Here is a 21,010-nt window from a genome sequence, read left to right as displayed (position 1 = left end):
GGATCCGCGACACGCGCTCGCCGCCCTGGTGGAGTCGCGTACCCGGCAACTGGCGGCCGTGCGCGACGCCGCCAGCTCACTCGGTGAACTCTTCGACGAGGCACGGAGGTCGGGCACTCCCCAGCCGGACACCCGGACCATCAGCGGCGCGGAGGAGGTCGGGGACTGCTACTACCGGCTCAAACAGGCCGCCCGGCGCGAGATCTGCGAGCTGCACGCCCGCCCTACCTGCTGGCTCCCAACGAGCCGCTGGACGAGGCCGCGATCCGCCGCGGGGTGCGGGTACGGGCCGTCTACGCCGCCGCCAGCTTCGACGACGACGGTGGCTGGCAGGACCTCGGCAGCCTGGTCTCCCGTGGCGAGGAGGCCCGAGTGGTGCCCGCGCTGCCCGTCAAGCTCGTCCTGGTCGACCGCTCGGTGGCCATGGTGTCGCTGACCCTGGAAGGAGGCAGCACCGACTGCCTCTACACCGAGGCGCCGCCCCTGATCGAGGTGTTGTCCGAACTCTTCGACCGTTACTGGGCCGCCGCCGCCCGTCTGAGCGCGGCGGACACCTCGGCGGCACCGGCACCGGACAGAGCCGGTCCGGTCGGCGGCGCGCGGCGGCCGACCGAGGAGGAGCGCCAGCTGCTGGCCCTCTTCGCCGCCGGTGTCAAGGACGACGCCATCGCCCGCCAGTTCGGCGTCTCGACCCGGACCCTGCGCCGCCGGATCCAGAACCTGTACGCGGAACTGGGCACCACCAACCGGTTCGGTGCCGGCGTGGCGGCAGCCCGCCGCAACTGGCTGTGAGCGGCCGGACGCGAGACCTCTTCCGGCCGCGTCGTCCGGCACACACACCTGGGGCCCCACGTCGAGGTGCGTGACACCGACCGGTCGCTGACGCTCGGCTGCACCGGGCTGCGGCAGACCCGGCTCAGGACACCCCCGACCCAGTCAAGTCCCCTACGCCGGACCGGACTCCAGCCGGTCGTTCGCGGACGGCACACCCCCGATCAACGACACCACGACGGTCGGGACCGGCTACGACAGCCTGTGGGCCCTGCGCACCGGCAAGCCCTCGGACGGCGACCTCCTGGACACCGTCCGTTCACGCCCCGGACCCCGACCGGGCGCCGTCCGGAGGGGGAGCGGTGTCCGGCAGCGGAACGCCCGCGGCCGGGTGACCTTCGAGGAAGGCCACCCGACCGCGGGCGGGAGCGTAGCCCGGATCGGGACGACGCCGGAAAGGGAGGTCACGTCGCCGCTGACGACGGCGACGTGCCGACGGTCAGACGCCGCCGTTCTCCCAGTGGTGCGTCGCCGTGGTCGCGGTGACACCGTTCGCGTAGACGAGTGCGACGCGGTGGTTGTACTGCACGGTGTACATCTTCTTCCCGCCGATGACGACCGCTCCGCTGGACGGGAAGTAGTCGTCGGTGGCCGAGGCGTCCTGGGTGGCCACGTACGCCTGTCCGGCCGGGATGGAGTACATGCTCAGCGGGGCCTGCGTGGAGGCGCCGAGACCGGCCGGATACTCGGCCTTGTCGGGATAGCTGGAGCCGTAGAGTGCCACCGGCGTGCTCCCGGCGGGCTTGATGATCTTCACACCGTACCGGACACGGGTGTTGGTGCCGCCCGGGTTGTGGAACCACACCTTGGCCCCGCTGAACCAGACGGCGGTCCAGTCCTCCCGCACCTCGGCCACCACGAACTGCTGACCGGCCTGTGCCGTGCTGCCCCAGTCGTTCACCCGGTCGGTACCCGCGGCGGTGCCGTGGATCGCCTGGTCGCCGAAGAGCGGGGCGGTCTCGTCGGGGGCGGTGCGCAGGTAGACGAAGTTGGCCTGCTGCTGCCGTTCGGTGCAGGTGGGCGTCTGCCCGGTGGGGTCGTCGGAGGGGCACACCTGGAAGGTCTGCACGTTCTCCGTGAACGAGGGCGTGATCGCCACGACCTCGCCCGGCTGCGGCACCTCGGGCAGACCGCTGACCGGCGCCCCGAGCAGGCTCATGAAGTGGTTCCAGTCCCACGCGTAGCCGGGGTCCCAGTGCATGCCGGCGACCAGCGCCGAGTTCGGCCCGGCAACGTTGTCATGGCCTATGACGTGCTGCCGGTCCAGCGGTACGCCGAAGCGCTCGGCCAGGTATTTCACCAGGTCGGCCGTGGCCTGGTACTGCGACTCCGTGTACCAGGCGGCGCCGTGGGCGGCGAAGCCTTCGTGCTCGATCCCGATGGAGTGCAGGTTGGTCGAGTAGTTTCCGGCGTGGAAGGCGATGTCCTTGGTCGGGACCATCTGGGTGACCGCACCGGACGACGACATGACGTAGTGGGTCGAGGCGGGGTTCGTGGGGTTGGCCAGACCCGCGACACCGGCGTCGTAGGTGGACTCCAGGTCGTGGATGACGATCGTGTCGATGCGGATGCCGTTCGTGGGCCGGTCGGCCACCTGCCCGCCGACCGGAGAGCCGGCGACGAAGGTGCAGTCGACGGTCGCGGGGCATTCGACAGCGGCCGCCGTGGACGCCTTCTTCAGGTGCAGTGCGTCGATCTGCCGCCGGTCGGGGGTGACCGAGGGGCCGGCAGCAAGGCGCAGGCGCTGGCCGTCCGGGGTCGTGGCCGAGGCACCGCCCCGCATCGTGCGGAAGACGCGGTCGGCGAAGCTCGCCGCCGCCTTCTCCTGCTTGGCCTGGCTGTAGCGGGCCACGGCCCCGTACCACTCGCCGGGGTCCGTGGGCGTCGCACCGACCAGGTCCCGCTCGTACGAGGCCAGCAGCGCTGCGCCGCCCCGGATGTTCGCGGCGTCGTCCTCGCGCAGGTCCCGCGCCGACAGTCCGGTCAGCTCCGCGGCCTGGCGCAGTGTGTGGAGGGCGGGGTCGGCGGCGAGGGTCTCGACGTCGGCCCGGCCGGCGGCACCGGCACCGCCGCCGGCCAGCATGGCGGGGGTGACGTCGGTGAGGTTCATCGGCCCGTAGCCGCCGTCGGTGCTCGGCAGACCGCCGTGTCCGTCCCACGCCGATTCCTGGTGGGACAGGGCGAGCAGGACGGCGGGCGGGATGTGGTACTCGTCCGCCGCGGCGAGCAGGGCCTCCTGGCGTTTGTCCGAGGCGTCACTCGCCGTGTCGGCCTGTGCCGCGCCCGACATGGCCAACAGGCCACCCGCGACGAGTGCGCCCACCGTGACACCGACGGGCAGAGCGGCTGCCCTTCGTGACTTGTGCAAGCTGATGCTCCTTATGAAGAAGTAACGGGCATCGAGGCACGCCGACCGGCGGCCGTGGCAGGCCGTCGGCGCAGGGCAACTCGATGCGAGGATGACTATAGGGCGAAGCTGCTTGTAGGTGCCACGAGAATCCGCACGGTTCAACACCGTGTGTTGTGACAGTGACGTGACGGTCGGGTCTGCGTCAGGAAGGACGGAACTCGACGACGACGCGATAGCTCGCCGGCTCCGACGTGATGTGGAGTTCCGGGTCGTCGAACAGGCGCTTGAGAGCGGCGTGCCACTCCTGATTGCCCGTGGCCCGGTCGAGTTCGGTGCCCGAGGACCACTCGGCGACATGAACGAACCGCGTCTCCGGGGCGTCGGCCAGGGGGCGGTGCAGCCGGGAGCGGATGAATCCGGGCTGCGTCGACATGATCCGGGCGTTCTCCTGGTACGCCTCGGTGAAGTAGTCGGCCTCCTCCGACGGCACGGTGTAGGTCTTGATGAGGACGACCGGATCGGCGGTGTGCGTCTTCGAGTTCAGTGAGTCGGTCATGTCCATTCGACAAGCGACGGCTCGCCCCTGTGACGAGCGGTCGAAACCCTCTCAACAGGGATCTTCCTGCCGAGGTGTCACAACCACTGCGCGCCAACGGTCTTAGTGGTGACCAATAGCGCCGCTCTCGGCGCGAGTTGAGGTCTGACCCATCTGGTGGTCAACAGACTTGTAGGAGAACAGTGCCAGCCATATGCGCCGCCCGAGGCGGCCGGTGACCACGTCGGTCGAGGTGTCCGCACTCACGGTGCGCTACGGCGGGGTGAAGGCCGTGGACGACTTCACCCTCTCCCACTCCAGCGGTGGCGTGATCGGGCTGATCGGCCCCAACGGTGCAGGAAAGACAACCTTGTTGAACGCTCTCTCCGGGGTGACACCTCCGACATCCGGAACCATTCGCGTGAACGGCCGCGATCTGACCGGAGCCGGCCCCGTGCGCACCGCCCGCCTGGGGGTGACCAGGACCTTCCAGAACCTTCAGATCTTCGGCTCGCTGACCGTGCTGCAGAACGTCATGCTGCCGCGCACCGCTCGAAGTGTGCACCTCTCCCTGGGCCACGTCCTGGGTCTGGCCGGCTCCAGGAAGCGGGTCGAGGCCGAGCGCCGCACGGCCGGTGAGCTGCTGGACAGGGTAGGGCTCGGGCCCTACGCACACCTCCCCGCGGAGAGCCTGGCCTACGGACTCCAGCGCCGGGTGGAGATCGCGAGGGCGCTGGCGGGAGACCCCGCACTGCTGCTCCTGGACGAACCTCTCGCAGGCCTCGCGCGCGCGGAAAGCGCCGGTCTGACGGCACTGTTCACGGACATCGCGGCGGAAGGTGTGACCGTACTGATGGTCGAGCACGATGTCGCCGGTGTCTTCGCGGTGTCGGACCGGGTGCTGGTCCTGGACCATGGCCGGCTGCTGGCGGACGGCACATCCGAGCAGATCGCGGCCGACCCCGTGGTGCGCGCCGCATACCTGGGTGAGGAGACGTGAGCGAACTGCTGCGGGCCACCGGGCTGGTGTCCGGATACGGCCGGATCGAGGCCCTGCACGGAGTGGACGTCTCGGTGGATGCCGGGCAGGCCGTGACCGTGATCGGACCCAACGGTGCCGGAAAGTCCACGCTGTTGCGCACCCTGGCGGGCCTGTCCCGTCCCTGGCGGGGGACCGTCGAGTTCGACGGCACGGACGTCACCCGTTGGCCGGCGGAGCAGCGGGCGCGAGCGGGGCTGGTGCTCGTTCCCGAGGGCCGTCACGTGTTCGCCGGGCTCACCGTCGAGGAGAACCTGCGGCTGGGCGGCTACGCGGCGGACCGGGCCGCGGCCGGACTGGACGCGGTCTACGACCTCTTCCCGGCACTCGTCGCCCGCCGACGGCAGCCCGCGGGCACTCTGTCGGGCGGCGAGCAGCAGATGGTGGCCATCGGCCGAGGCCTGATGAGCCGACCGAGACTGCTGCTGCTGGACGAGCCGTCGCTGGGGCTCGCCCCGCAGGCGGTCCGGCTGGTGACCGACGCACTGGTGGAACTGGCCGTGCGTGGCACGACGCTGGTCCTGGTCGAGCAGAGCGCGAGCGTCGCCTTCCGGGTGGCACAGCGCGGACACCTCATGGAGCGGGGAGAACTCGTGGCATCGGGACCCGTCGGCCGACTGAGCGAGGACCCCAGGGTCGTCCGGGCCTACTTGGGAGGGCCCGTCGGATGAACGCTCCCGCACCGCAGTCACTCAGGATCGGAATCCGGTAGCCACGCATGTCGCAGTTCTTCGACTTCACCCTCTCCGGACTCGGAGCCGGCACCACCTACGCACTGGTCGGGCTTGGGGTCGCCCTGGTGTACCAAGTCACCGGCGTGATCAACTTCGCGCAGGGCGACTTCGTCATGCTCGGCGGGCTGGGCTGCGCGGTGCTGCACGAGGCGGGCACGCCCCTGTGGGCGGCGGCCCTGACCGCGATCGCCGCCACCGCCGCCGTCGGTGCCCTGCTGGATCTCGTCGTCGCCCGACGAGCCCGGGACGCCGACGGCGAACGGCTCATCATCTTGACGATCGGCGCCTCGGTGACCCTTGAGGGCGCGGCGCTCCTCGTGTTCGGCCCCGACTCCCACTTCGTCCCGTCCTTCTCCGAGGGCCGCGCGTTCGAGGTGTTCGGCGCCCATGTGGTCCGCCAGTACGTGTGGTGCGGGGTGGCCACCGGGGTGGCGGTCCTGCTGATGTGGCTGTTCCTCACCAGAACCCTGTGGGGCACCGCGATGCGCGCCACGGCCATGGAGCCGGAGGCGGTCCGCCTCGTGGGTGTCTCGCCGGCCCGGATGAGCCTGCTGGCGTTCACCCTGGCCGCGGCGCTCGGCGCGCTCGCCGGAGTGTTCCTGGCTCCGCTCCAGCCGCCGGACGCGTCCGTGGGCGTCCCCTTCGGGCTCAAGGGCTTCACCGCGGCGGTCATCGGCGGACTCGTCTCCCCGGCGGGCGCCGTGGCCGGCGGGCTGCTGGTCGGACTGGTGGAGGCGTTCGCCACCGGATATCTCAGCAGCGAGTACAAGGACACGCTCACCTACGGGCTGCTGCTCGCGGTGCTGCTGCTGCGGCCCACCGGGCTGCTGCGCCGGGCGTCGGTGGTGCGGGTATGAACGTGTCGCACCGGGCACGCGCCCTGGTCGGCTCCCGTGCCGCCGGGTACGCCGTCTTCGTCGTACTGCTGCTGACGGTCCCCGCCGTCTTCACGAGGGTGCCCTTCTACACGATGTCGGTCGCCGTGCTGATGTGTCTGCAGGCCACGGCGGCCCTGGGCCTCGTTCCGCTGGTCGGCCGGGCCGGTCAGATCTCCCTCGGGCAGGCCGCCTTCTTCGCCGTCGGCGGGTACACCTCCGCGATCCTCACCGGCAGATGGCACGTCAACGCCCTGCTCGCGCTGACCGCCGGGGCCGCGCTGGCCATGGCCGTGGCCTATGTCGTGGGGCTGTTCATCTTCCGGGCGCAGGGCCAGTACCTGGCGCTGGCGACCCTGTCGTTCGGTCTGGTGGTCAGCTCCCTGGCCAATCAACTGCCGCTGACCGGCGCCTCGAACGGCCTCGCGGGCATTCCGTCGCTGGCGCCGTTCGGTGTGGAGCTGGACACCGACCTGTCGGTCTACTACCTCGTGGCCGGCGTGCTGCTGGTCGCCGTGCTGTCCGTGGACGCGCTGCTGCGGTCCCCCGCAGGGGACGCGCTGAGCGCGCTGGGCGACAGCCCCGTGGCGACGGAGGCCGCCGGGGTGTCGGCCGCCGCGCTGCGCCGGGGCGCGTTGGCGCTCGCGGCCGGGCTCGCCTCGGTCGCGGGCAGTCTGTACGCCCATTGGTCGTCCTTCATGGACTCCGGTCAGGCAGGACTCCTCAACTCCGTGCAACTGCTCGTCATCGCCTCGGTCGGGGGACTGCGCACCCCGTGGGGCGCGCCGCTCGGTGCGCTGGTGATCGTCACGTTCTCCGAGGCGTCCAAGGACTTGATCCCGAAGGTGTTCCCGTCCGCTACCGGGAATTTCGACATCATCGTCTACGGGATCGCGTTGATAGCCGTGCTGCTGTTCCTGCCCCGAGGGGTGGGTGGCGTGACGGCGGTCCGCAGAGAGCGGTCGGTTCGGAAGCGGCAGGACGGTCCTGCCCCCGCCACGACGGCTCGTACTCAGGAAAGAGGGACACAGTGATCCGTACAGGTACCTCGTTGGCGCTGACCGGCGCGATCCTCGTCGGCGCCTTGGGGCTCACCGGCTGCGCCGCGTCCGAGGAGGACGACGGGACCGGCGGGCGGTCGAAGGGTCGAGACATCGCGATCGGCGCCAGCCTGGAGTTGTCGGGGCCGACACAGAGCATCGGCACGGCGTACAAGAAGGCCCTCGAACTCCAGGTGGACTCGATCAACGAGCAGGGCGGAGTGCTGGGCGGACGCAAGCTCCGGCTGATCGTCAAGGACAACCAGACCAAGCCCGCGCAGAACATCACCAACGTCAACGACCTGATCAACAACGATCATGTCGTGGCGGTGATCACGGGTGGTTGCTCGGCGTGCACCGTCCCGGTCACCAGCATCGTGGAGAAGCGCAAGGTGCCACTGATCTCGCTGGCCTCGGCAACGGCGATCACCGACCCGGTGGCGGAACGTCAGTACACCTTCAAGATCTCGCCCAACCCCGCCCAGGACGCCGAAGTGCTGCTGGCCGATCTGAAGAAGAAGGGGGTGAAGAGTGTCGGCCTGCTCAACGTCGACAACCCCTACGGGCAGGAGGGCCGGGCCGCGGTCCTGGCCCAGGCGAAGAAGGCCGGCATCGAGGTCACCGGCACGCAGCAGTTCGGCCAGGAGGACAAGGACATGAGCGTCCAGGCGAAACGCCTGGTCGACGACCGACCCGAGGCCGTGGTGGTCTGGGCGGTCATGCCGGTTGCCGGGATCATCGCCAAGAACCTTCGGGACGCGGAATTCGACGGTGGTGTCTATCTGGATGCCGGCGCCGGTGCGGAACTCTTCGTCAAGGGTGCTCAAGGAGCCGCGGAGGGCGTCCACATGGTCTTCCCCCGCGTCCTGGCGATCGGTGACGTCACCTCGGGCGGTGACAGCGTGCGGAACCAGAAGCAGTGGGTGGCGCGCTACACGGACCGGTACCAGGACTACTCCGGGTTCGCCTCCTTCGCGGCCGACGCCGCCCTGATGCTGCGCGACGCCATCGCCAAGTCGGGCAGCACGGACGGTGCCGAGCTGCGCGACACGATCGAGACGATCGGATTCGACGGAGTGTCCGGCCCGATCCGGAACTCGGCGAAGGAGCACTCCGGTCTCCAGCCGGAGTCGCTCGGCGTACTCGTGGTACGTGACGGCGACTGGCATCTGGCGAACTGACGGGCGGCTGAGGGCCACCCGTGGTTTTCGGCCTTCCTTGCCAAGGCGAGGAGACGACGCCGGATGACGGGCAGACGAACAGTCATGGTGGACACACAACTTCGGCACAGGGAACGGACTCGGCAGGAATCCCGTGCGCGAGGAACCATGGCGATCTGGCGGTGGGCCAGGTGGGCGGCTCTCTTCCTCGCCGTCGGCTGGGCGCTGAACTCGGTCGTGAAGCTGGTCGAGGGTGCGCAGGGACGCGAGCTGTGGTGGCCGTTGCTCAGTACCGTCATCTGGGCAGCGGTGACCGTGCACGGTTTCGCGACCTACCGGCGGATCAGGACCAGGACACTGCCGGCCCTCACCCGCCGGACAGCGGCCTGACCGCTGCCCGGAGCACGGCCACGTCATGACCTCATTCGGGAGCGGGGCCGCGCGCAGGTCTGTCTTCCGTGCCCCGCCGGGCTTCCGGGAGCATGTCCGGACGCGTCGGCAGCTCGTCGGATGCGGTACCTGGGCGGCGGGCACCCGCGTCCGGCGGGGTCACGACCAGGATCTCGTCCGAGGAAGTCCAGACACGTCGTTCCGCTTTGCCAGGGGCGAGGCGCACGTCGGCCTCCCGGCGCGGGGTGCGTGCGTCGTGCGCCCGGTACCCGATCACGCACTCCCCACGCGTGAGGGCGGACGCCACCACGGTGGCGAAGGACGCGACCCGTCCGGGGAGTACGTAGTGGGAGGCCGGGCGCAGGGCCAGGGCGCCACCCCGTGCGGCGAAGAGCTCCTCGAACACGGCGGCCATGCCGGTGTTCTGCGCGATCCTGGTCATGACCAGGGAGGTCAGCTCGCCGCGCACGACAGCGTCCCACTCCGGGCCCAGCGGGGCCAGTGCCAGGCTGCGGTGGTCGGTCAGTTCGGCGACGACGGGCAGGGCCCGTCCCGTCTCCTCCTCGACGGCCCTCAGGTTCAGCAGCGTGAGCAGCAGCTGGTCGTCGGGCCGGGCCCGGTGCGGACCCGCGTCCGGTGCGAGCGCGATCACGCTGTCGTAGCCGAACAGGTCGAGCGCGCGCAGCGTGTCGGGTCGGGTCGGCTCCCCGACGTGGTACGTCACGGCGACCCGTTCGTCGTCGGTGGGGCCCACGGCCCCCGCGGTCACCGGTCCGTCGTCGGCACCGCTGACGACGTGCAGGTGCGAGCCCGGCTGGGCGGTGCGGCAGAGCAACTCCATGACCAGTGGAGCGCGACGGTTCCACCCCAGCAGCAGCGTCTTCGAGAAGGACCGCTGCCGGTCGGGCCGGTCCGCCATGACGGTGGGATCCACAGCGGTGCCCTCCCGCTTCGCGACGGGCGGCCGGTCGTCCCGCGCGACGACGATCAAACGGTCCCCGGGGCCACATCGCGCGCCGGACGCCGGTGTGAGCAAAGCACGACCGTCGGCCGCCAGGTACCCGACGGCACAGGCCTCCTCGTACCGCGACGAGATCTCGGCGAACGTCAGCCCCAGGGCGTCCGGCGCATGGACCACGTGGAACTCGGCGCCCGTGAGATCGAGAAGGTCCCGCAACGCCCGTACCAGGCCGGGGTGCCGGGCGGCCTGGACGAGCAGCCGCGCCGCGGTGGACTCGACGTCCAGGACGAAGCCCCGCGGTCCGGCAGCGAGCCGGGCCGCGGTCAGGAACCGCTCGTCGCGCACGGCGGCCACCACCGGCGGGCCCGCCCCGGCGCCGAGCAGGGCTCGCAGGGCCAACAGCACCCGGACCACTTCCGCGTCGTCGGCGTCGTCGTCGCCCGGCAGCACCAGGACGCAGTGCGCCGCGGCAGGAGTGAGCAGCGCGAGGGCAGCGGGGTCGATCGGGGCGCCGGTACGGCAGACGACGCGTACTCCGCGAGTCACTCCCAGCGCCGCGTTCAGGTCCGAGGCCATCACGGCGGAGTCGCGATCGGCGAGCACCGCGACGGCCCCCCGCACCCTGCCGACCTGGCTGATGACCATCTCACCGACCACGGTGAAGACCTGGTCGGACCAGCCGAGCACCACCGCGTGCCCCTTCTCCAGCACCCTGGACCGACCCCGGCGCAGTTCTTCCAGGCGGTCACCCAGCCCGGTCGTGATCACACCCACCAGGGTGGAGACACACAGCAGGGCGATCAGTCCGAGGAACACCGACAGGAGCATCCGGAGCGGCGCACCGGTCACCCCGCCGAGGCGAAGGGTCTCGGCGCTCGTACGCCACACCGCCACGAGCCGTTCCGTCAGGGAGCGGGGTGCCCGCGGGTCGGTCCACACCAGGAGGGTGCTGACGGGAACGACGATCGCCAGACAGCAGGCGGCCAGCCAGCCGAGCAGTGCCCCGGTGCTTCGGGCCAGTGTCCGGTCGAAGGCATAACGCGCTCGGTGTCGCCATGAAACCGCCCGCCGACGCCCCATATGTGTACCCCCTACTGCCCCGCGCACCGCGTGAGCCATCAGCGGAAGAGTGCTGATGCGAGAGCCGCGACACACCGTGCCACGGGGATATTCACCCGTTAGGGAATGGCACGGCGGGCTACGGCCACGGGCAGCGCTGCCCGGAGCCGCAGCCCGTTGTCCTGCCGGGGTGACGTCGGGTCAGCGGAGGCCGAAGGCCCGGGTGACCGTCTGGTGGATGGTGTTGCCGAGGGTGTCCCGCGCACTGGCGCGCACCGTGACGAACTCCGCCCTGCTCGGGGCATCGAGGCGGAACCCGCCGTCCCCGGTGCGGGCGGCGCGGTGCCAGGTGCGGCCGTCGTCGTAGGACAGCTCCAGGGCGGGTGCGCCGAGGCGGCCGACGGGCGCGGAGTCGGGCAGGTGCGCGGCCGTCACGGTCACCGTGGTGTGCCGCTTGGCGCGGCCGGCGCCGTCGACGTCGACACGGTAGTCGAGCTGCACGAGCGGCAGCACGGTCCTGGCCTCCGGGTCGGCGGCGGCAGCGGAGACGAAGTCCCACTGGGTCCGGGTCGCCGAGGAGTACGGCGTGAACGGCGCCTCGCGCTCACCGGTGACGACGAGCCGGTAGGGCAGCTTCCCGGGTCCCGGAGCCTTGCCCTCGACGAGTGAGAAGACTCCCTCCCCGAGGGTCGTGCCGCCCTGGGACAGGGTCATGTGCTGCGTGGTCGTACCGGTGTCGTCCTGGCTGAGGCCGATGTGGTCCCGGCTGCCCCAGGCGGGGACGTCGATGGCCATCGAGTCACCGATGCGCAGGGGCGAACGGTACGCGTCGTTGAGGTGGGGTCGTTCGACGGGCCCGAACCACTCCTCCGACTGGCGGCTGCCGGGCCGGTAGGCCGTCTTGGCGCCGATCTCGTAGATCACGCCTCCCGCGTACGCCTCCTGGTTCCAGCGGTAGTCACCGGTGGAGACCCAGTCGGTACGGGTGCCGCTGACGGGCTCGGGCTGCGGGCCTCCGAAGGTCCAGCCGCTGCCAGGGACCCAGTCGTAGCGGAACTCCCCGCCGGACCCGCCGGGCAGCGGGCTGTCGAAGGCCACGTCGACCCGGGCCAGGGAGCGGGAGTCCGCCCGGGAGGTCATCCGGGTAGGGATCTCGTTGTGCCAGCTCGCCAGGAGGTCGTACACGTCGGGGCTGACCGGTCGGGAGGTCACGGTGACCCGCGCACCGCGTACCTTCGCCTGGGCGGCGAGCTTCTCGCCCTCGTCGGTGCTCAGCAGCGCGACGTCGAGGGCCACGGGCGGCCCGAAGGGCTCGCCGTAGCCGCGCAGGGCACGGCCGTCCTCGTTGTTGACCACCAGAAGCAGTGTGGCCCCCGCGGCCACGGCGTTGGCCGCCTGGACGCCGTCGGCGACATCGTCGTCGCGGCGTACCACCACCGCCTTGCCGCGGGCGTCGAGCCGGGCGTACTCGGCGGCGGCGCCGTCGCCCGCGAAGACCAACGGCAGTGTGCGCGTGCCCTTCGGCAGTGCGGTGACACCGCCCTGGCGCAGGACGTCCGTGAAGTCCGTGGTCCGGGTGGACACCGTCAGCGCGGGCTGCTCCTTGCGCCAGCGGGCGTTGACGAGGAAGTCGCCGTGGGTCACCTTGTGGGTGGTCGGCTGCGCCCACAGGCTGTCGTACGCGGTCTGCGTCTCCAAGCCCGTCCGGTACGTCGTCCCTCCCATGGAGCGCTGGTAGTCCAGCCGCTGGTAGGTCGCCTCGGTCCGCTGGGGCACCGTCGTCTCGATGCGCTCGACCCGGCTCGCGTCGAAGGTGACCGCGGTGTCCTCCGTCAGCCGGACCTCGGGGTCCCCGAGCAGCGCCATGCCCCACGAATGGGGGCCGTGGACGCCGGGGACGGTCTTGAAGGCGAGGGCCGAGTAGGTGTCCTCGGGCAGGTACAGCTCGGCTGTGCCGCTGTCCCCGACGAGGACGGGGAGCGACTCGGAGTCCCCCGACTTCAGCAGGTCGAACACGCCCGGCACGGGGTTGCCGTCCGCGTCCTTGAAGTGCACCGTCAGCTTGTGCCGGACCGGACCCGCGGACACCGCGGTGTGCGCCACGTTCCGCGCGTCGGCGTCCGTCGCGAGGATCTGGCCGCTGTAGGCGCGGCCACCGGCCGAGCCCGAGCCGTCGATCGTCAGCGTGACATCGGCGGTGCCGTGCGCCGGGACGGTGACGCGGGAGGCGGACAGCCGGAACATCCCCTCGGGCGCGTGCGTCGCCGCGACCGACAGCTCCAGGGTGACCGCGGTGCCGGTGGTGTTCGTGTACGCCACCGGGCGCCGCACGGGGCCCGGTGAGCTGCCCGGGGCGTAGGCGGTCGCCGAGGCGTACACCCCGGCGCGCACCGCGGCGTCGACGTCCACCCGGCCGCTGCCGGCCTGGAACGCGTCGTACCGCGGAGTGCGGTGCGAACTGCTGGCGAGGACGTCCTTCAGGGCGCTGCCGCTGAGGTCGGGACGTGCGGCGGCGAGCAGAGCGGCGGCGCCGGCGACGTGCGGCGTGGCCATCGAGGTGCCGCTCAGGCTCTGGTACGTACCGTTGCCGCCCGCGGCGAAGGAGGAGTTGGCGGCGAGGATGCCGACTCCGGGGGCGGTGATCTCCGGCTTCAGCGCGCCGTCGACCCGGGGGCCCTGGCTGGAGAACGGGGCCAGCGTGTCGGTGGCGTCGACCGCGCCCACGGTCAGCGCGGAGGTGGCCACACCAGGGGCGCCGATGCTGCCGGCCTCGCCCCCGTTGCCCGCGGCGACGACGAACAGCGCGCCGGTCTGGGCGCTGAGCCGGTCCACGGCCCGGCTCATCGGATCGCTGCCGTCGGACTGCTCACCGGAGCCCAGGCTCATGTTGACGATCTTCGCGTGGCGTTCGACAGTGGCCCACTCCATGGCGGCCAGCGTCCAGGAGATCTGCCCGCGCCCGGAGTTGTCCAGCACCTTGCCGATACTCAGCCGTGCTCCGGGCGCCACCCCCTTCTCCTTGCCGGCGGAGGCCGCACCGGTGCCGGCGATGGTGGACGCCACGTGGGTGCCGTGCCCGTCGCGGTCGTCGGTGTTCTCGTCCGGTACGAAGCTCTGCCGCGCCGCTATCCGGTCGGCGAGGTCCGGGTGCCCGGCGTCGACGCCGGTGTCGAGCACGGCGACCTCCACGCCCTGCCCGGTGTTGCCGCCGGCCCAGGCCCTCGGGGCGCCGATCTGTGCGGTGCTGTCGGCCAGGTCGGCCTCGACCGGGGCGTCGAGCCAGATGTGTGCGACCCCGCCGCGGAAGGCGGCGTCGGTACCTGAATCCCGGACGCCGCCGCCTGCCGGGCCCTCCCCGGTGACGGAACGCCAGAACTCGGCGGCTCGCGCCCGGTCGGCGCTGAGCGCGGCGCCCTGCACACTGGCGAGGTCGCGCACCTTGCGGGCGCCGTCGGGGACAGCGGCCGTACGGTGCGCCGCCGCGTTCCGGTACGACACGATCAGCGGGAGCCGCTCGCGGGAGGCGTCGTCGTACCCGTCCCCGATCAGGCCGGTGACGTTGAACAGTTCGCGGTCGAGGCTGCCCTTGGCGACGAAGGGCAGCGCGGACTCCGGATACACGAACAGGTCACCGTCCGCCTCGGTGAGACGCGCCCACGCGGGCTTTCCGTCGGCGTCCCGGACGGTGACCGTCCCACCGGCTCCGCCCGAGCCCTGACGGGTGGTCACCACGTCTCCGGTGATCAGTGTCACCGTGTGTTCCCCGGTGGGGACGCCGGTGGAGGAGGGCGCCTCGTGCGCGGCGAGTGCGGGTGCGGAGCTGGGCCCCGCCACGGCCTGTACGCTGAACGGTCCCGTGAACACGAGCACCGAGACGGCGGCAACTGCCGTCGCGCTCCAGCATCTTGGGTGTTGCTTCAAGTGTCTGTATCTCCTGCGGTCGCGCCGGACAGGGACGATCGTCCCCGGGCACTTCAAAGTTCACCGAACGAACGATCGGCCTCTCTGAAGCGCGGTGAGCATACGGCCACCCCGCACACCGTGTGAAGGGCTCCCGCCTCCTGTCACACGACGCCGTTCACCGCTCACCGACCGCTGGACACCGTGGAGCGCGGCACCGTCCGTGGGCGGCCACGCACAGCGGTCGCCGAGACGTCATTCGACGAGCGCGCCTGAGCCCCCGGACACCTCCCTGTGCCGGCCGCGACAGCCGGCTCCGCTTCAGGAGAGGTAGTCCTCAACCTGTGAGGCGGGCCGAACGTGCACAATGTCGGGGTCCTGACCTGCGGCGACCCGCGCCTTTCGCTGCCGGAGCAGGTCCCAGCACCGGTCCAGCTCGACCTCAAGACGCGCCAGACGAGCGTGTTCGGCCGACTCGTCGATCACCTGCTCGGCAAGCTGCTCCCGCAGGTCCTTCTCCTGACGGATCATGTCGTTGATGCGACCGAGGATCTGTCCCTCGGTGTCGGCTTCGGAGCCGGTCATGATTCTCCCTGAACGATGGGTTGCCGCTGTAGGTGCGGCCGACAAGCCAGTCGGTCGCACTCTTCATTGTCATGGACGGGGGGCAAATGTAGCGCGTGACATTCTTCTCGCCGTGAACCCGAAGGGTGCGGCTCAGACAGTGTGAAGAAATCCAGTATGGTGTGGTGGCCGAGTGGCCCGGATGAGGCTCAAGTCACACTGTGTCAGACTGGTGGATGCCAGGGCGGCCCCGGACGCGCGACTGTCGCGTTCACGGACCACGAGCGAGTCATGTGCACAAGCACCCCTATGTGATCCGGAAGAAGCTGGAGAGCAATGCCTACTGGTAGAACGACGGATCTGGCTCTGTTCCTTTCCGACCTCGAGGCGTACGCGAAGCTTGCCGAGGTCACCTTCGACAAACGAGCCGTCGAGCAGGTGGTCGACGTCTTCGCGGAGCAGTTCGCCACGGGAACCATCACGGTCCGCACCACGACACACGAAGCGGCCAACCGCAGTGTGAACTTCCGTTACATGTACCCGGATTCGCCCCATGATCCGGTCGAGATCGCCCGAGCACACGGACTTCTTCCCGACGCCGATCCCGCCGTCATGTCGCTGCTCGCGGAGGTCACCGAGAAGATCCCGCTGTGGTGGGGGCTGGACGCGTCGGTGGGACACGGCGTACAGAAGGTCTGGGCGTTCTTCGAGCAGCCCCTGGAATTCGGTGAGATCGCCTCGCTCGAAAACACACCACATTCCCTGCGTGACCATCGTGAACGTTTCGGCGAGGCTCGTATCGACCGATTCGCGATCATGGGTTTCGATTTCCGCGACAACACGACGAACCTCTACTCCGAGATGGTCAGTCCCGGCTATTTCGAACAGGAGGAAGTGGCCAGGATGATCCGGGACGTGGGTTCTCTCCCGCCGGACAACGAGGAGATCGAGCGCTGCCGGGGAGCGATCAACGTCTATTACACGTTCGACTGGAACTCCCCGCAGGCCCGCAGGCTGTGCTTCGCCGTCCCGTCGAGGGACGGCGAGTTCCCCTCCCACCTGCACCCGCTCGCCGCCCGCTTCGCCGCCGAGGCTCCGGTGCAGGCCGAGCGGCGGGAGCTGATCTTCAACCCCACCTTCGGCGCCCGCGGGAGTTACCTGAAGATGGAGGCGGACTACACCGGTGATGCGGCGTCCCGGGTCTTCGGCTACTGGAACCGCTGATCGCCCCTCGCACGCATCCATCGCAGGCACGGCCCCTCGGAAGCAACGTTCCGTGGGGCCGTGCTTGCCGGTCGGTGCCGGCACCGGCCGGCCCGAGATCCCGCCGGTTCCCGGAACGCGGGACTAGCGGGTGTTGTTCGGATCCTGCCGGGGTCGCCACAAGGCACCGTCGGCCGCGGCCGGCCTGATCCGAACGACACCCCCTAGCGCTGCCCTGCTGCCCACTCGTCGAAGTGGGTCTCCGCGATGCGGGCGTCGGCGCCGGGGAGCAGATCCGACTCCTGAAGTGCGGCACCCCAGTAGAGACCGTTCGGGTCCGTCACGACCGTTCGGGTGTCGTCCCGCACCGCGAGGCCCTTGCGGATGAAGTCCTCCAGCCGGAACACGTCGGGACCCGCGACCTCGACCGTGCCGTTGACGGGCGCGCCGACGGCCGTACGACCCACGGCCGCGGCCACGTCACCCGAGAAGATGGGCTGGATCTTGATGGGGGCCACGGTCACGGTGTCACCCTCCGTCGCCGAGTCCGCCAGGGACTTCGCGAACTCGAAGAACTGCGTGGCGTGCACGATGGAGTACGGAATCCCGGAGTCCTTGATCATGTCCTCCTGGGCCTGCTTGGCCTGGAAGTAGCCGCTCCCCTGGAGACGGTCGGTCCCCACGACGGAGAGCGCCACGTGGTGGCCGACACCGGCCTCCGCCTCGGCCTTCAGGAGGTTGGACGTCGAGACGCGGAAGAACTCCTTGACCGCGTCGTCGGCGAACGACGGAGAGTTCGACACGTCGACGACGACCGAGGCGCCTCGCAGTACCTCTGCCAGGCCCTCGCCCGTCATCGTGTTGACGCCGGTGTTCGGGGAGGCCGGGACCGCCTCGTGCCCGTGCTCGCCGAGCCTGGTGACGACCTGCGAGCCGATGAGCCCGGTTCCGCCGACTACTACAACCTTCATCGGACGCCCTTTCAGAGAGTTCTCCCGGAGCGGCACCCGACGCCGCGACCGAGCGGTCTTCACGTAACCAAAGACCGGGCGGGAGCGCCACCTGTGACAGGCGGCGTAGCGGGGGATCTGTTTCCCGCCACCTTTCCTTCATTCCTCCACGTGCGATCCACATGCGGGTCCCTTCACCGGAGAATGACTGCGGAATGACTGCCGACCCGCTCAATGGCCCCGACCGCCTCCGACGGCGGCGTAGGTTCGGTCCATGAAGTACCACGACGTCTGAACGAGGCCCCTGTTCGGCCACTCGTCTCGGGAAGGAAACGTGGAGTGATGGGCGCCAAGAGGGTTGGGCAACACGACAGTGGGGACGGGCGGGGACGTGCGCAGCCCTCGGTGTCGGACGGTGAGCCGCCCACCGGACCACCCGGTCGGACGGAGGACGTCTTCGCCCGGCACGGGCCACGACTGTTCAGGATCGCGTACGGCATGCTCGGCAGCACCACGCGGGCTGAGGACGTCGTGCGGGACGTCCGGCTGCGCTGGCAGGCCACCGACCGTGCGGTGGTGGCTGATCCACAGGCGTACCTGACCACGGCCACGACCCGATTGTCGATCCGCGCCGCGCTCTCCGCCAGGACGCGACGCGCGTCGTACATCGGCCCCTGGCTGCCCGAGCCCCTGGACACCGGCAACGGGGGCGCGACCGGCGCCGAGGGCACGAAGCCGGTCGCGTTCGACGTGCTGCTCATGCTCGAGCGGCTGGACCTCGCGGAACGGGCGGCCTTCGTGCTGCGGGAGACACTGTCCTCCCCCTACGCCGAGATCGCTGCCGTCCTCGGCGTCGACGAGGCCCAGGCCCGGCACCTGGTGCACCGGGCGCGACGGCACCTCGCCACGGACCTCGCCACGGACCGCGTCGCGGACCGGCAAGGCCGCGAGGACACCGCCGGTCAGAAGCGCGGGGGCGACGGGGCCGAGGACTACGAGGCCGCATGACCGGGCCGGCGCTCGCCGGCCCTCCGCGACGTCGTGCCTCCGCGACGTGCCTCCCGCCGGTTCCGTGCCGACGTGGCTGACGCGGACGCGCCGGCCCGGGTGCCGTCGGGGACCCGTGCGCACCGCAATTGGTTGTGCGATGCCCGGCATCACCCACCCACACTGATGTGACATGGTGTGTGGAGGTACGAGTCGGTCGTGGGAGGATGTTCGTTCATGGGCGGAGAAGTCGAGGAACCGGAGCCCCAGATGGTTCTGTCCCCTCTGACCAGTGCGGCGATCTTCCTCGTCGTCACGATCGACAGCGGCGGGGAGGACACCGTCCGGGACCTGCTGTCGGATGTCGCCTCGCTGGAGCGAGCCGTCGGGTTCCGCGCGCAGCCCGACGGCAGGCTGAGCTGCGTCACCGGCATCGGTTCCGAGGCATGGGACCGTCTGTTCTCGGGGGCGCGTCCGGCCGGGCTGCATCCCTTCCAGGAGCTGGACGGCCCGGTGCACCGGGCCGTCGCCACCCCGGGTGACCTGCTCTTCCACATCAGGGCCTCACGGCTGGACCTGTGCTTCGCACTCGCCACCGAGATCATGGGCCGGCTGCGCGGAGCGGTCACCCCTCAGGACGAGGTGCACGGTTTCAAGTACTTCGACGAGCGCGACATGCTCGGTTTCGTCGACGGCACGGAGAACCCGACGGGAGCCGCCGCGCGCAGGGCCGTCCTCGTCGGTGCCGAGGATCCGGCCTTCGCGGGCGGGAGCTACGCCGTCGTACAGAAGTACCTGCACGACATCGACGCGTGGGAAGGGCTCTCCGTCGAGGCCCAGGAGCGGGTGATCGGCCGCCGCAAGATGACCGACGTGGAGCTGTCCGACGACATGAAGCCGGCCGACTCGCACGTCGCCCTCACCAGTGTCACCGGTCCGGACGGCAGCGATCTGGAGATCCTGCGGGACAACATGCCCTTCGGGTCGGTGGGCCGCGAGGAGTTCGGTACGTACTTCATCGGCTACGCCCGCACCCCCGAGGTGACGGAGACGATGCTGGAGCGGATGTTTCTCGGCACCGCTTCGGCACCGCACGACCGCATCCTGGACTTCTCCACCGCCGTCACCGGCTCGCTGTTCTTCACGCCGGCGGCGGACTTCCTGGAGGACCTCCCCGCTCGGCCCTGAGCACCGAGCGACCCGACCCGGGCACACCCTCACGGGGCCCTCAAGGGGAGCACCTTCACGCTCGCGGCAGCTGCGGGGGCGGCGGCTTGCGGTGGAGCCGGGCGGTGGTTCCCCGGAGCCGTTTCAAGGACTTCCCGTCCGGACCACGGCCTGCCCGCTGCCCGGACCACCTCTGGAACTCGCTCTGTCCTTACGAACAACTCGCACCCGACCCGTATCCCTCCTCGCGGCGACCGTGCTGTCGCGGAGCTTCGCCCGGTTCAAAGTCCACAGTGACTTTCGGCAGGTCGTAGGGCATCTCCTTGCGTCCTCAGAGCAGGGCCGCTCGGGGCGAGCACTCCGAATGGGGCGGGGGTCGTCTACCGTGGCATGCCATGACTGTCCTTGTTGTCGGAGGCAGCGGGTTCCTGGGCACCGAGCTGGTCCGCCAGGCATCTGCCGCTGGGCATCGCGTCGCCGCGACCTTCGCGACCAGGCCGTGCGATGGACCCGAGGCCACGTGGCACGAGGTGGACCTGCGGGACGGCGCCCGTGTCGAAGAGGTCGTTGCCTCGCTCGCCCCCTGCGTGGTCATCAACGCGAGCAGCGGCAGCGCCGACTGGGCCGTCACGGCCGAAGGCTCCGTCCGCCTGGCGATGACCGCGGTGAAGTACGCCTGCCGCCTCGTTCACGTCAGCAGCGACGCCGTGTTCTCCGGCAGCCGAGTCCACTACGACGAGTCCTGCCTCCCCGATCCTGTCACTCCGTACGGGGCAGCGAAGGCAGCGGCGGAGACGGGCATCCGGCTACTGGCTCCGGCCGCCGTCATCGCCCGTACCTCTCTGATCATCGGCGGCATCCAGTCCGAGCATGTCCGCCTCGTGCACGATCTCGCGACCGGCTCCCGAACCGGCGCGCTGTTCACCGACGACGTCCGCTGTCCCGTGCATGTCGGAGACCTCGCCGCCGCGCTGCTGGAGTTGGCCTTCACTGGCGCGTGCGGCGTACACCACCTTGCGGGCAAGGATGCCGTGAGTCGTCACGGCCTGGGTGTGCTGATCGCTCAGCGGGACGGGCTGGATGCCTCCCGGTTGCCGGAGGGCCTCCGCGCCGGCACGTCGCTTTCCGGTGCACTCGACGTCCGCCTCGACAGCCGGGCCACCCGGGCGAAGCTGCGTACGAGAGTGCGCGGTGTCCACGAGTTCCTCTGAGGCGCAGTCGCACCGGCGGCGGAGGCTCATCGCGTGTCGCCGGGTGACTCGGTT

General features: G+C 70.4%; 17 protein-coding genes. 11 read left to right on the top strand and 6 right to left on the bottom strand.

The genetic code is table 11. The annotated features are described in order from the left end of the window. The first annotated feature begins 276 nt into the window (after positions 1–276). The gene (locus tag R2E43_RS03245) at positions 277–792 is read left to right on the top strand and encodes a helix-turn-helix transcriptional regulator (protein WP_238363764.1); all 516 of its coding nucleotides are present in this window, start codon (positions 277–279) and stop codon (positions 790–792) included. A 478-nt stretch (positions 793–1,270) separates the two neighbouring features. Here the strand turns inward: R2E43_RS03245 and R2E43_RS03240 are convergent, their stop codons facing one another. Then, positions 1,271–3,199: an N-acetylmuramoyl-L-alanine amidase gene (locus R2E43_RS03240; protein WP_011031484.1), complete on the bottom strand. Its 1,929-nt coding sequence runs from the start codon at positions 3,197–3,199 to the stop codon at positions 1,271–1,273. A 184-nt stretch (positions 3,200–3,383) separates the two neighbouring features. Continuing rightward, a complete protein-coding gene (locus R2E43_RS03235) occupies positions 3,384–3,737 on the bottom strand; it encodes an antibiotic biosynthesis monooxygenase family protein (protein ID WP_030871872.1) in 354 nt (117 codons plus the stop codon). Positions 3,738–3,930: 193 nt separating this feature from the next. Between R2E43_RS03235 and R2E43_RS03230 the strand changes: the two genes are divergently transcribed. The 6 genes from R2E43_RS03230 (at position 3,931) to R2E43_RS03205 (ending at position 8,954) form a co-directional block, all read left to right on the top strand. Continuing rightward, positions 3,931–4,716, top strand: coding sequence for an ABC transporter ATP-binding protein (locus R2E43_RS03230; RefSeq protein WP_011031486.1), 786 nt, complete (start codon positions 3,931–3,933; stop codon positions 4,714–4,716). Further along, positions 4,713–5,426, top strand: a complete 714-nt coding sequence (locus tag R2E43_RS03225; RefSeq protein ID WP_030871874.1) for an ABC transporter ATP-binding protein — start codon at positions 4,713–4,715, stop codon at positions 5,424–5,426. Before R2E43_RS03230 ends, R2E43_RS03225 begins: the two co-directional genes overlap by 4 nt. 47 nt (positions 5,427–5,473) lie before the next feature. Next, positions 5,474–6,346 (top strand): branched-chain amino acid ABC transporter permease, encoded by an 873-nt coding sequence (locus R2E43_RS03220; protein ID WP_016327979.1) that lies wholly within the window; start codon positions 5,474–5,476, stop codon positions 6,344–6,346. After that, positions 6,343–7,398, top strand: a complete 1,056-nt coding sequence (locus R2E43_RS03215; RefSeq protein WP_016327980.1) for a branched-chain amino acid ABC transporter permease — start codon at positions 6,343–6,345, stop codon at positions 7,396–7,398. The genes R2E43_RS03220 and R2E43_RS03215 overlap by 4 nt, the downstream gene beginning before the upstream one ends. Beyond that, a complete protein-coding gene (locus R2E43_RS03210; RefSeq protein WP_332055885.1) occupies positions 7,395–8,585 on the top strand; it encodes an ABC transporter substrate-binding protein in 1,191 nt (396 codons plus the stop codon). Before R2E43_RS03215 ends, R2E43_RS03210 begins: the two co-directional genes overlap by 4 nt. Before the next feature lie 147 nt (positions 8,586–8,732). Continuing rightward, a complete protein-coding gene (locus R2E43_RS03205; protein ID WP_231909024.1) occupies positions 8,733–8,954 on the top strand; it encodes a hypothetical protein in 222 nt (73 codons plus the stop codon). 31 nt (positions 8,955–8,985) lie between these two features. On the opposite strand, the gene R2E43_RS03200 is transcribed toward R2E43_RS03205, so the two are convergent. The 3 genes from R2E43_RS03200 to R2E43_RS03190 all read right to left on the bottom strand — a co-directional run bounded on the left by R2E43_RS03200 (position 8,986) and on the right by R2E43_RS03190 (position 15,459). After that, positions 8,986–10,995 carry a CASTOR/POLLUX-related putative ion channel gene (locus R2E43_RS03200; protein ID WP_332055884.1) on the bottom strand — a complete coding sequence of 670 codons (2,010 nt, stop codon included), beginning with the start codon at positions 10,993–10,995 and terminating at the stop codon, positions 8,986–8,988. 180 nt (positions 10,996–11,175) lie between these two features. Next, a complete protein-coding gene (locus R2E43_RS03195) occupies positions 11,176–14,895 on the bottom strand; it encodes a S8 family serine peptidase (RefSeq protein ID WP_332055883.1) in 3,720 nt (1,239 codons plus the stop codon). 300 nt (positions 14,896–15,195) lie between these two features. Then, positions 15,196–15,459: a DUF2630 family protein gene (locus R2E43_RS03190; RefSeq protein WP_011031494.1), complete on the bottom strand. Its 264-nt coding sequence runs from the start codon at positions 15,457–15,459 to the stop codon at positions 15,196–15,198. A 315-nt stretch (positions 15,460–15,774) separates the two neighbouring features. Between R2E43_RS03190 and R2E43_RS03185 the strand changes: the two genes are divergently transcribed. Continuing rightward, a complete protein-coding gene (locus R2E43_RS03185) occupies positions 15,775–16,662 on the top strand; it encodes an aromatic prenyltransferase (protein ID WP_011031495.1) in 888 nt (295 codons plus the stop codon). 203 nt (positions 16,663–16,865) lie between these two features. On the opposite strand, the gene R2E43_RS03180 is transcribed toward R2E43_RS03185, so the two are convergent. Next, positions 16,866–17,612, bottom strand: a complete 747-nt coding sequence (locus tag R2E43_RS03180; RefSeq protein WP_161270382.1) for an SDR family oxidoreductase — start codon at positions 17,610–17,612, stop codon at positions 16,866–16,868. 384 nt (positions 17,613–17,996) lie between these two features. Here R2E43_RS03180 and R2E43_RS03175 point away from each other — a divergent pair, with 384 nt between their 5' ends. From R2E43_RS03175 to R2E43_RS03165, 3 genes are all read left to right on the top strand, one after another. Then, positions 17,997–18,599, top strand: a complete 603-nt coding sequence (locus tag R2E43_RS03175) for a sigma factor-like helix-turn-helix DNA-binding protein (RefSeq protein WP_332055882.1) — start codon at positions 17,997–17,999, stop codon at positions 18,597–18,599. Positions 18,600–18,815: 216 nt separating this feature from the next. After that, a complete protein-coding gene (locus tag R2E43_RS03170) occupies positions 18,816–19,766 on the top strand; it encodes a Dyp-type peroxidase (protein ID WP_332055881.1) in 951 nt (316 codons plus the stop codon). Between the two features lie 374 nt (positions 19,767–20,140). Further along, positions 20,141–20,956 carry an SDR family oxidoreductase gene (locus R2E43_RS03165; RefSeq protein WP_030871888.1) on the top strand — a complete coding sequence of 272 codons (816 nt, stop codon included), beginning with the start codon at positions 20,141–20,143 and terminating at the stop codon, positions 20,954–20,956. The last annotated feature ends 54 nt before the right edge of the window (positions 20,957–21,010 follow it).

It is taken from the genome of Streptomyces violaceoruber (assembly GCF_033406955.1).
Classification (GTDB): domain Bacteria; phylum Actinomycetota; class Actinomycetes; order Streptomycetales; family Streptomycetaceae; genus Streptomyces; species Streptomyces violaceoruber.
This window is presented reverse-complemented; position numbering and strand designations above follow the sequence as displayed.

Bases quoted from the DNA above. Each gene is read 5' to 3' on its own strand.
- R2E43_RS03165 (WP_030871888.1), top strand. From the start codon at position 20,141: ATGACTGTCCTTGTTGTCGGAGGCAGCGGGTTCCTGGGCACCGAGCTG.
- R2E43_RS03205 (WP_231909024.1), top strand. From the start codon at position 8,733: ATGGCGATCTGGCGGTGGGCCAGGTGGGCGGCTCTCTTCCTCGCCGTC.
- R2E43_RS03200 (WP_332055884.1), bottom strand. From the start codon at position 10,995: ATGGGGCGTCGGCGGGCGGTTTCATGGCGACACCGAGCGCGTTATGCC.
- R2E43_RS03185 (WP_011031495.1), top strand. From the start codon at position 15,775: ATGCCTACTGGTAGAACGACGGATCTGGCTCTGTTCCTTTCCGACCTC.
- R2E43_RS03180 (WP_161270382.1), bottom strand. From the start codon at position 17,612: ATGAAGGTTGTAGTAGTCGGCGGAACCGGGCTCATCGGCTCGCAGGTC.
- R2E43_RS03230 (WP_011031486.1), top strand. From the start codon at position 3,931: ATGCGCCGCCCGAGGCGGCCGGTGACCACGTCGGTCGAGGTGTCCGCA.
- R2E43_RS03235 (WP_030871872.1), bottom strand. From the start codon at position 3,737: ATGACCGACTCACTGAACTCGAAGACGCACACCGCCGATCCGGTCGTC.
- R2E43_RS03215 (WP_016327980.1), top strand. From the start codon at position 6,343: ATGAACGTGTCGCACCGGGCACGCGCCCTGGTCGGCTCCCGTGCCGCC.
- R2E43_RS03220 (WP_016327979.1), top strand. From the start codon at position 5,474: ATGTCGCAGTTCTTCGACTTCACCCTCTCCGGACTCGGAGCCGGCACC.
- R2E43_RS03190 (WP_011031494.1), bottom strand. From the start codon at position 15,459: ATGACCGGCTCCGAAGCCGACACCGAGGGACAGATCCTCGGTCGCATC.
- R2E43_RS03170 (WP_332055881.1), top strand. From the start codon at position 18,816: ATGGGCGGAGAAGTCGAGGAACCGGAGCCCCAGATGGTTCTGTCCCCT.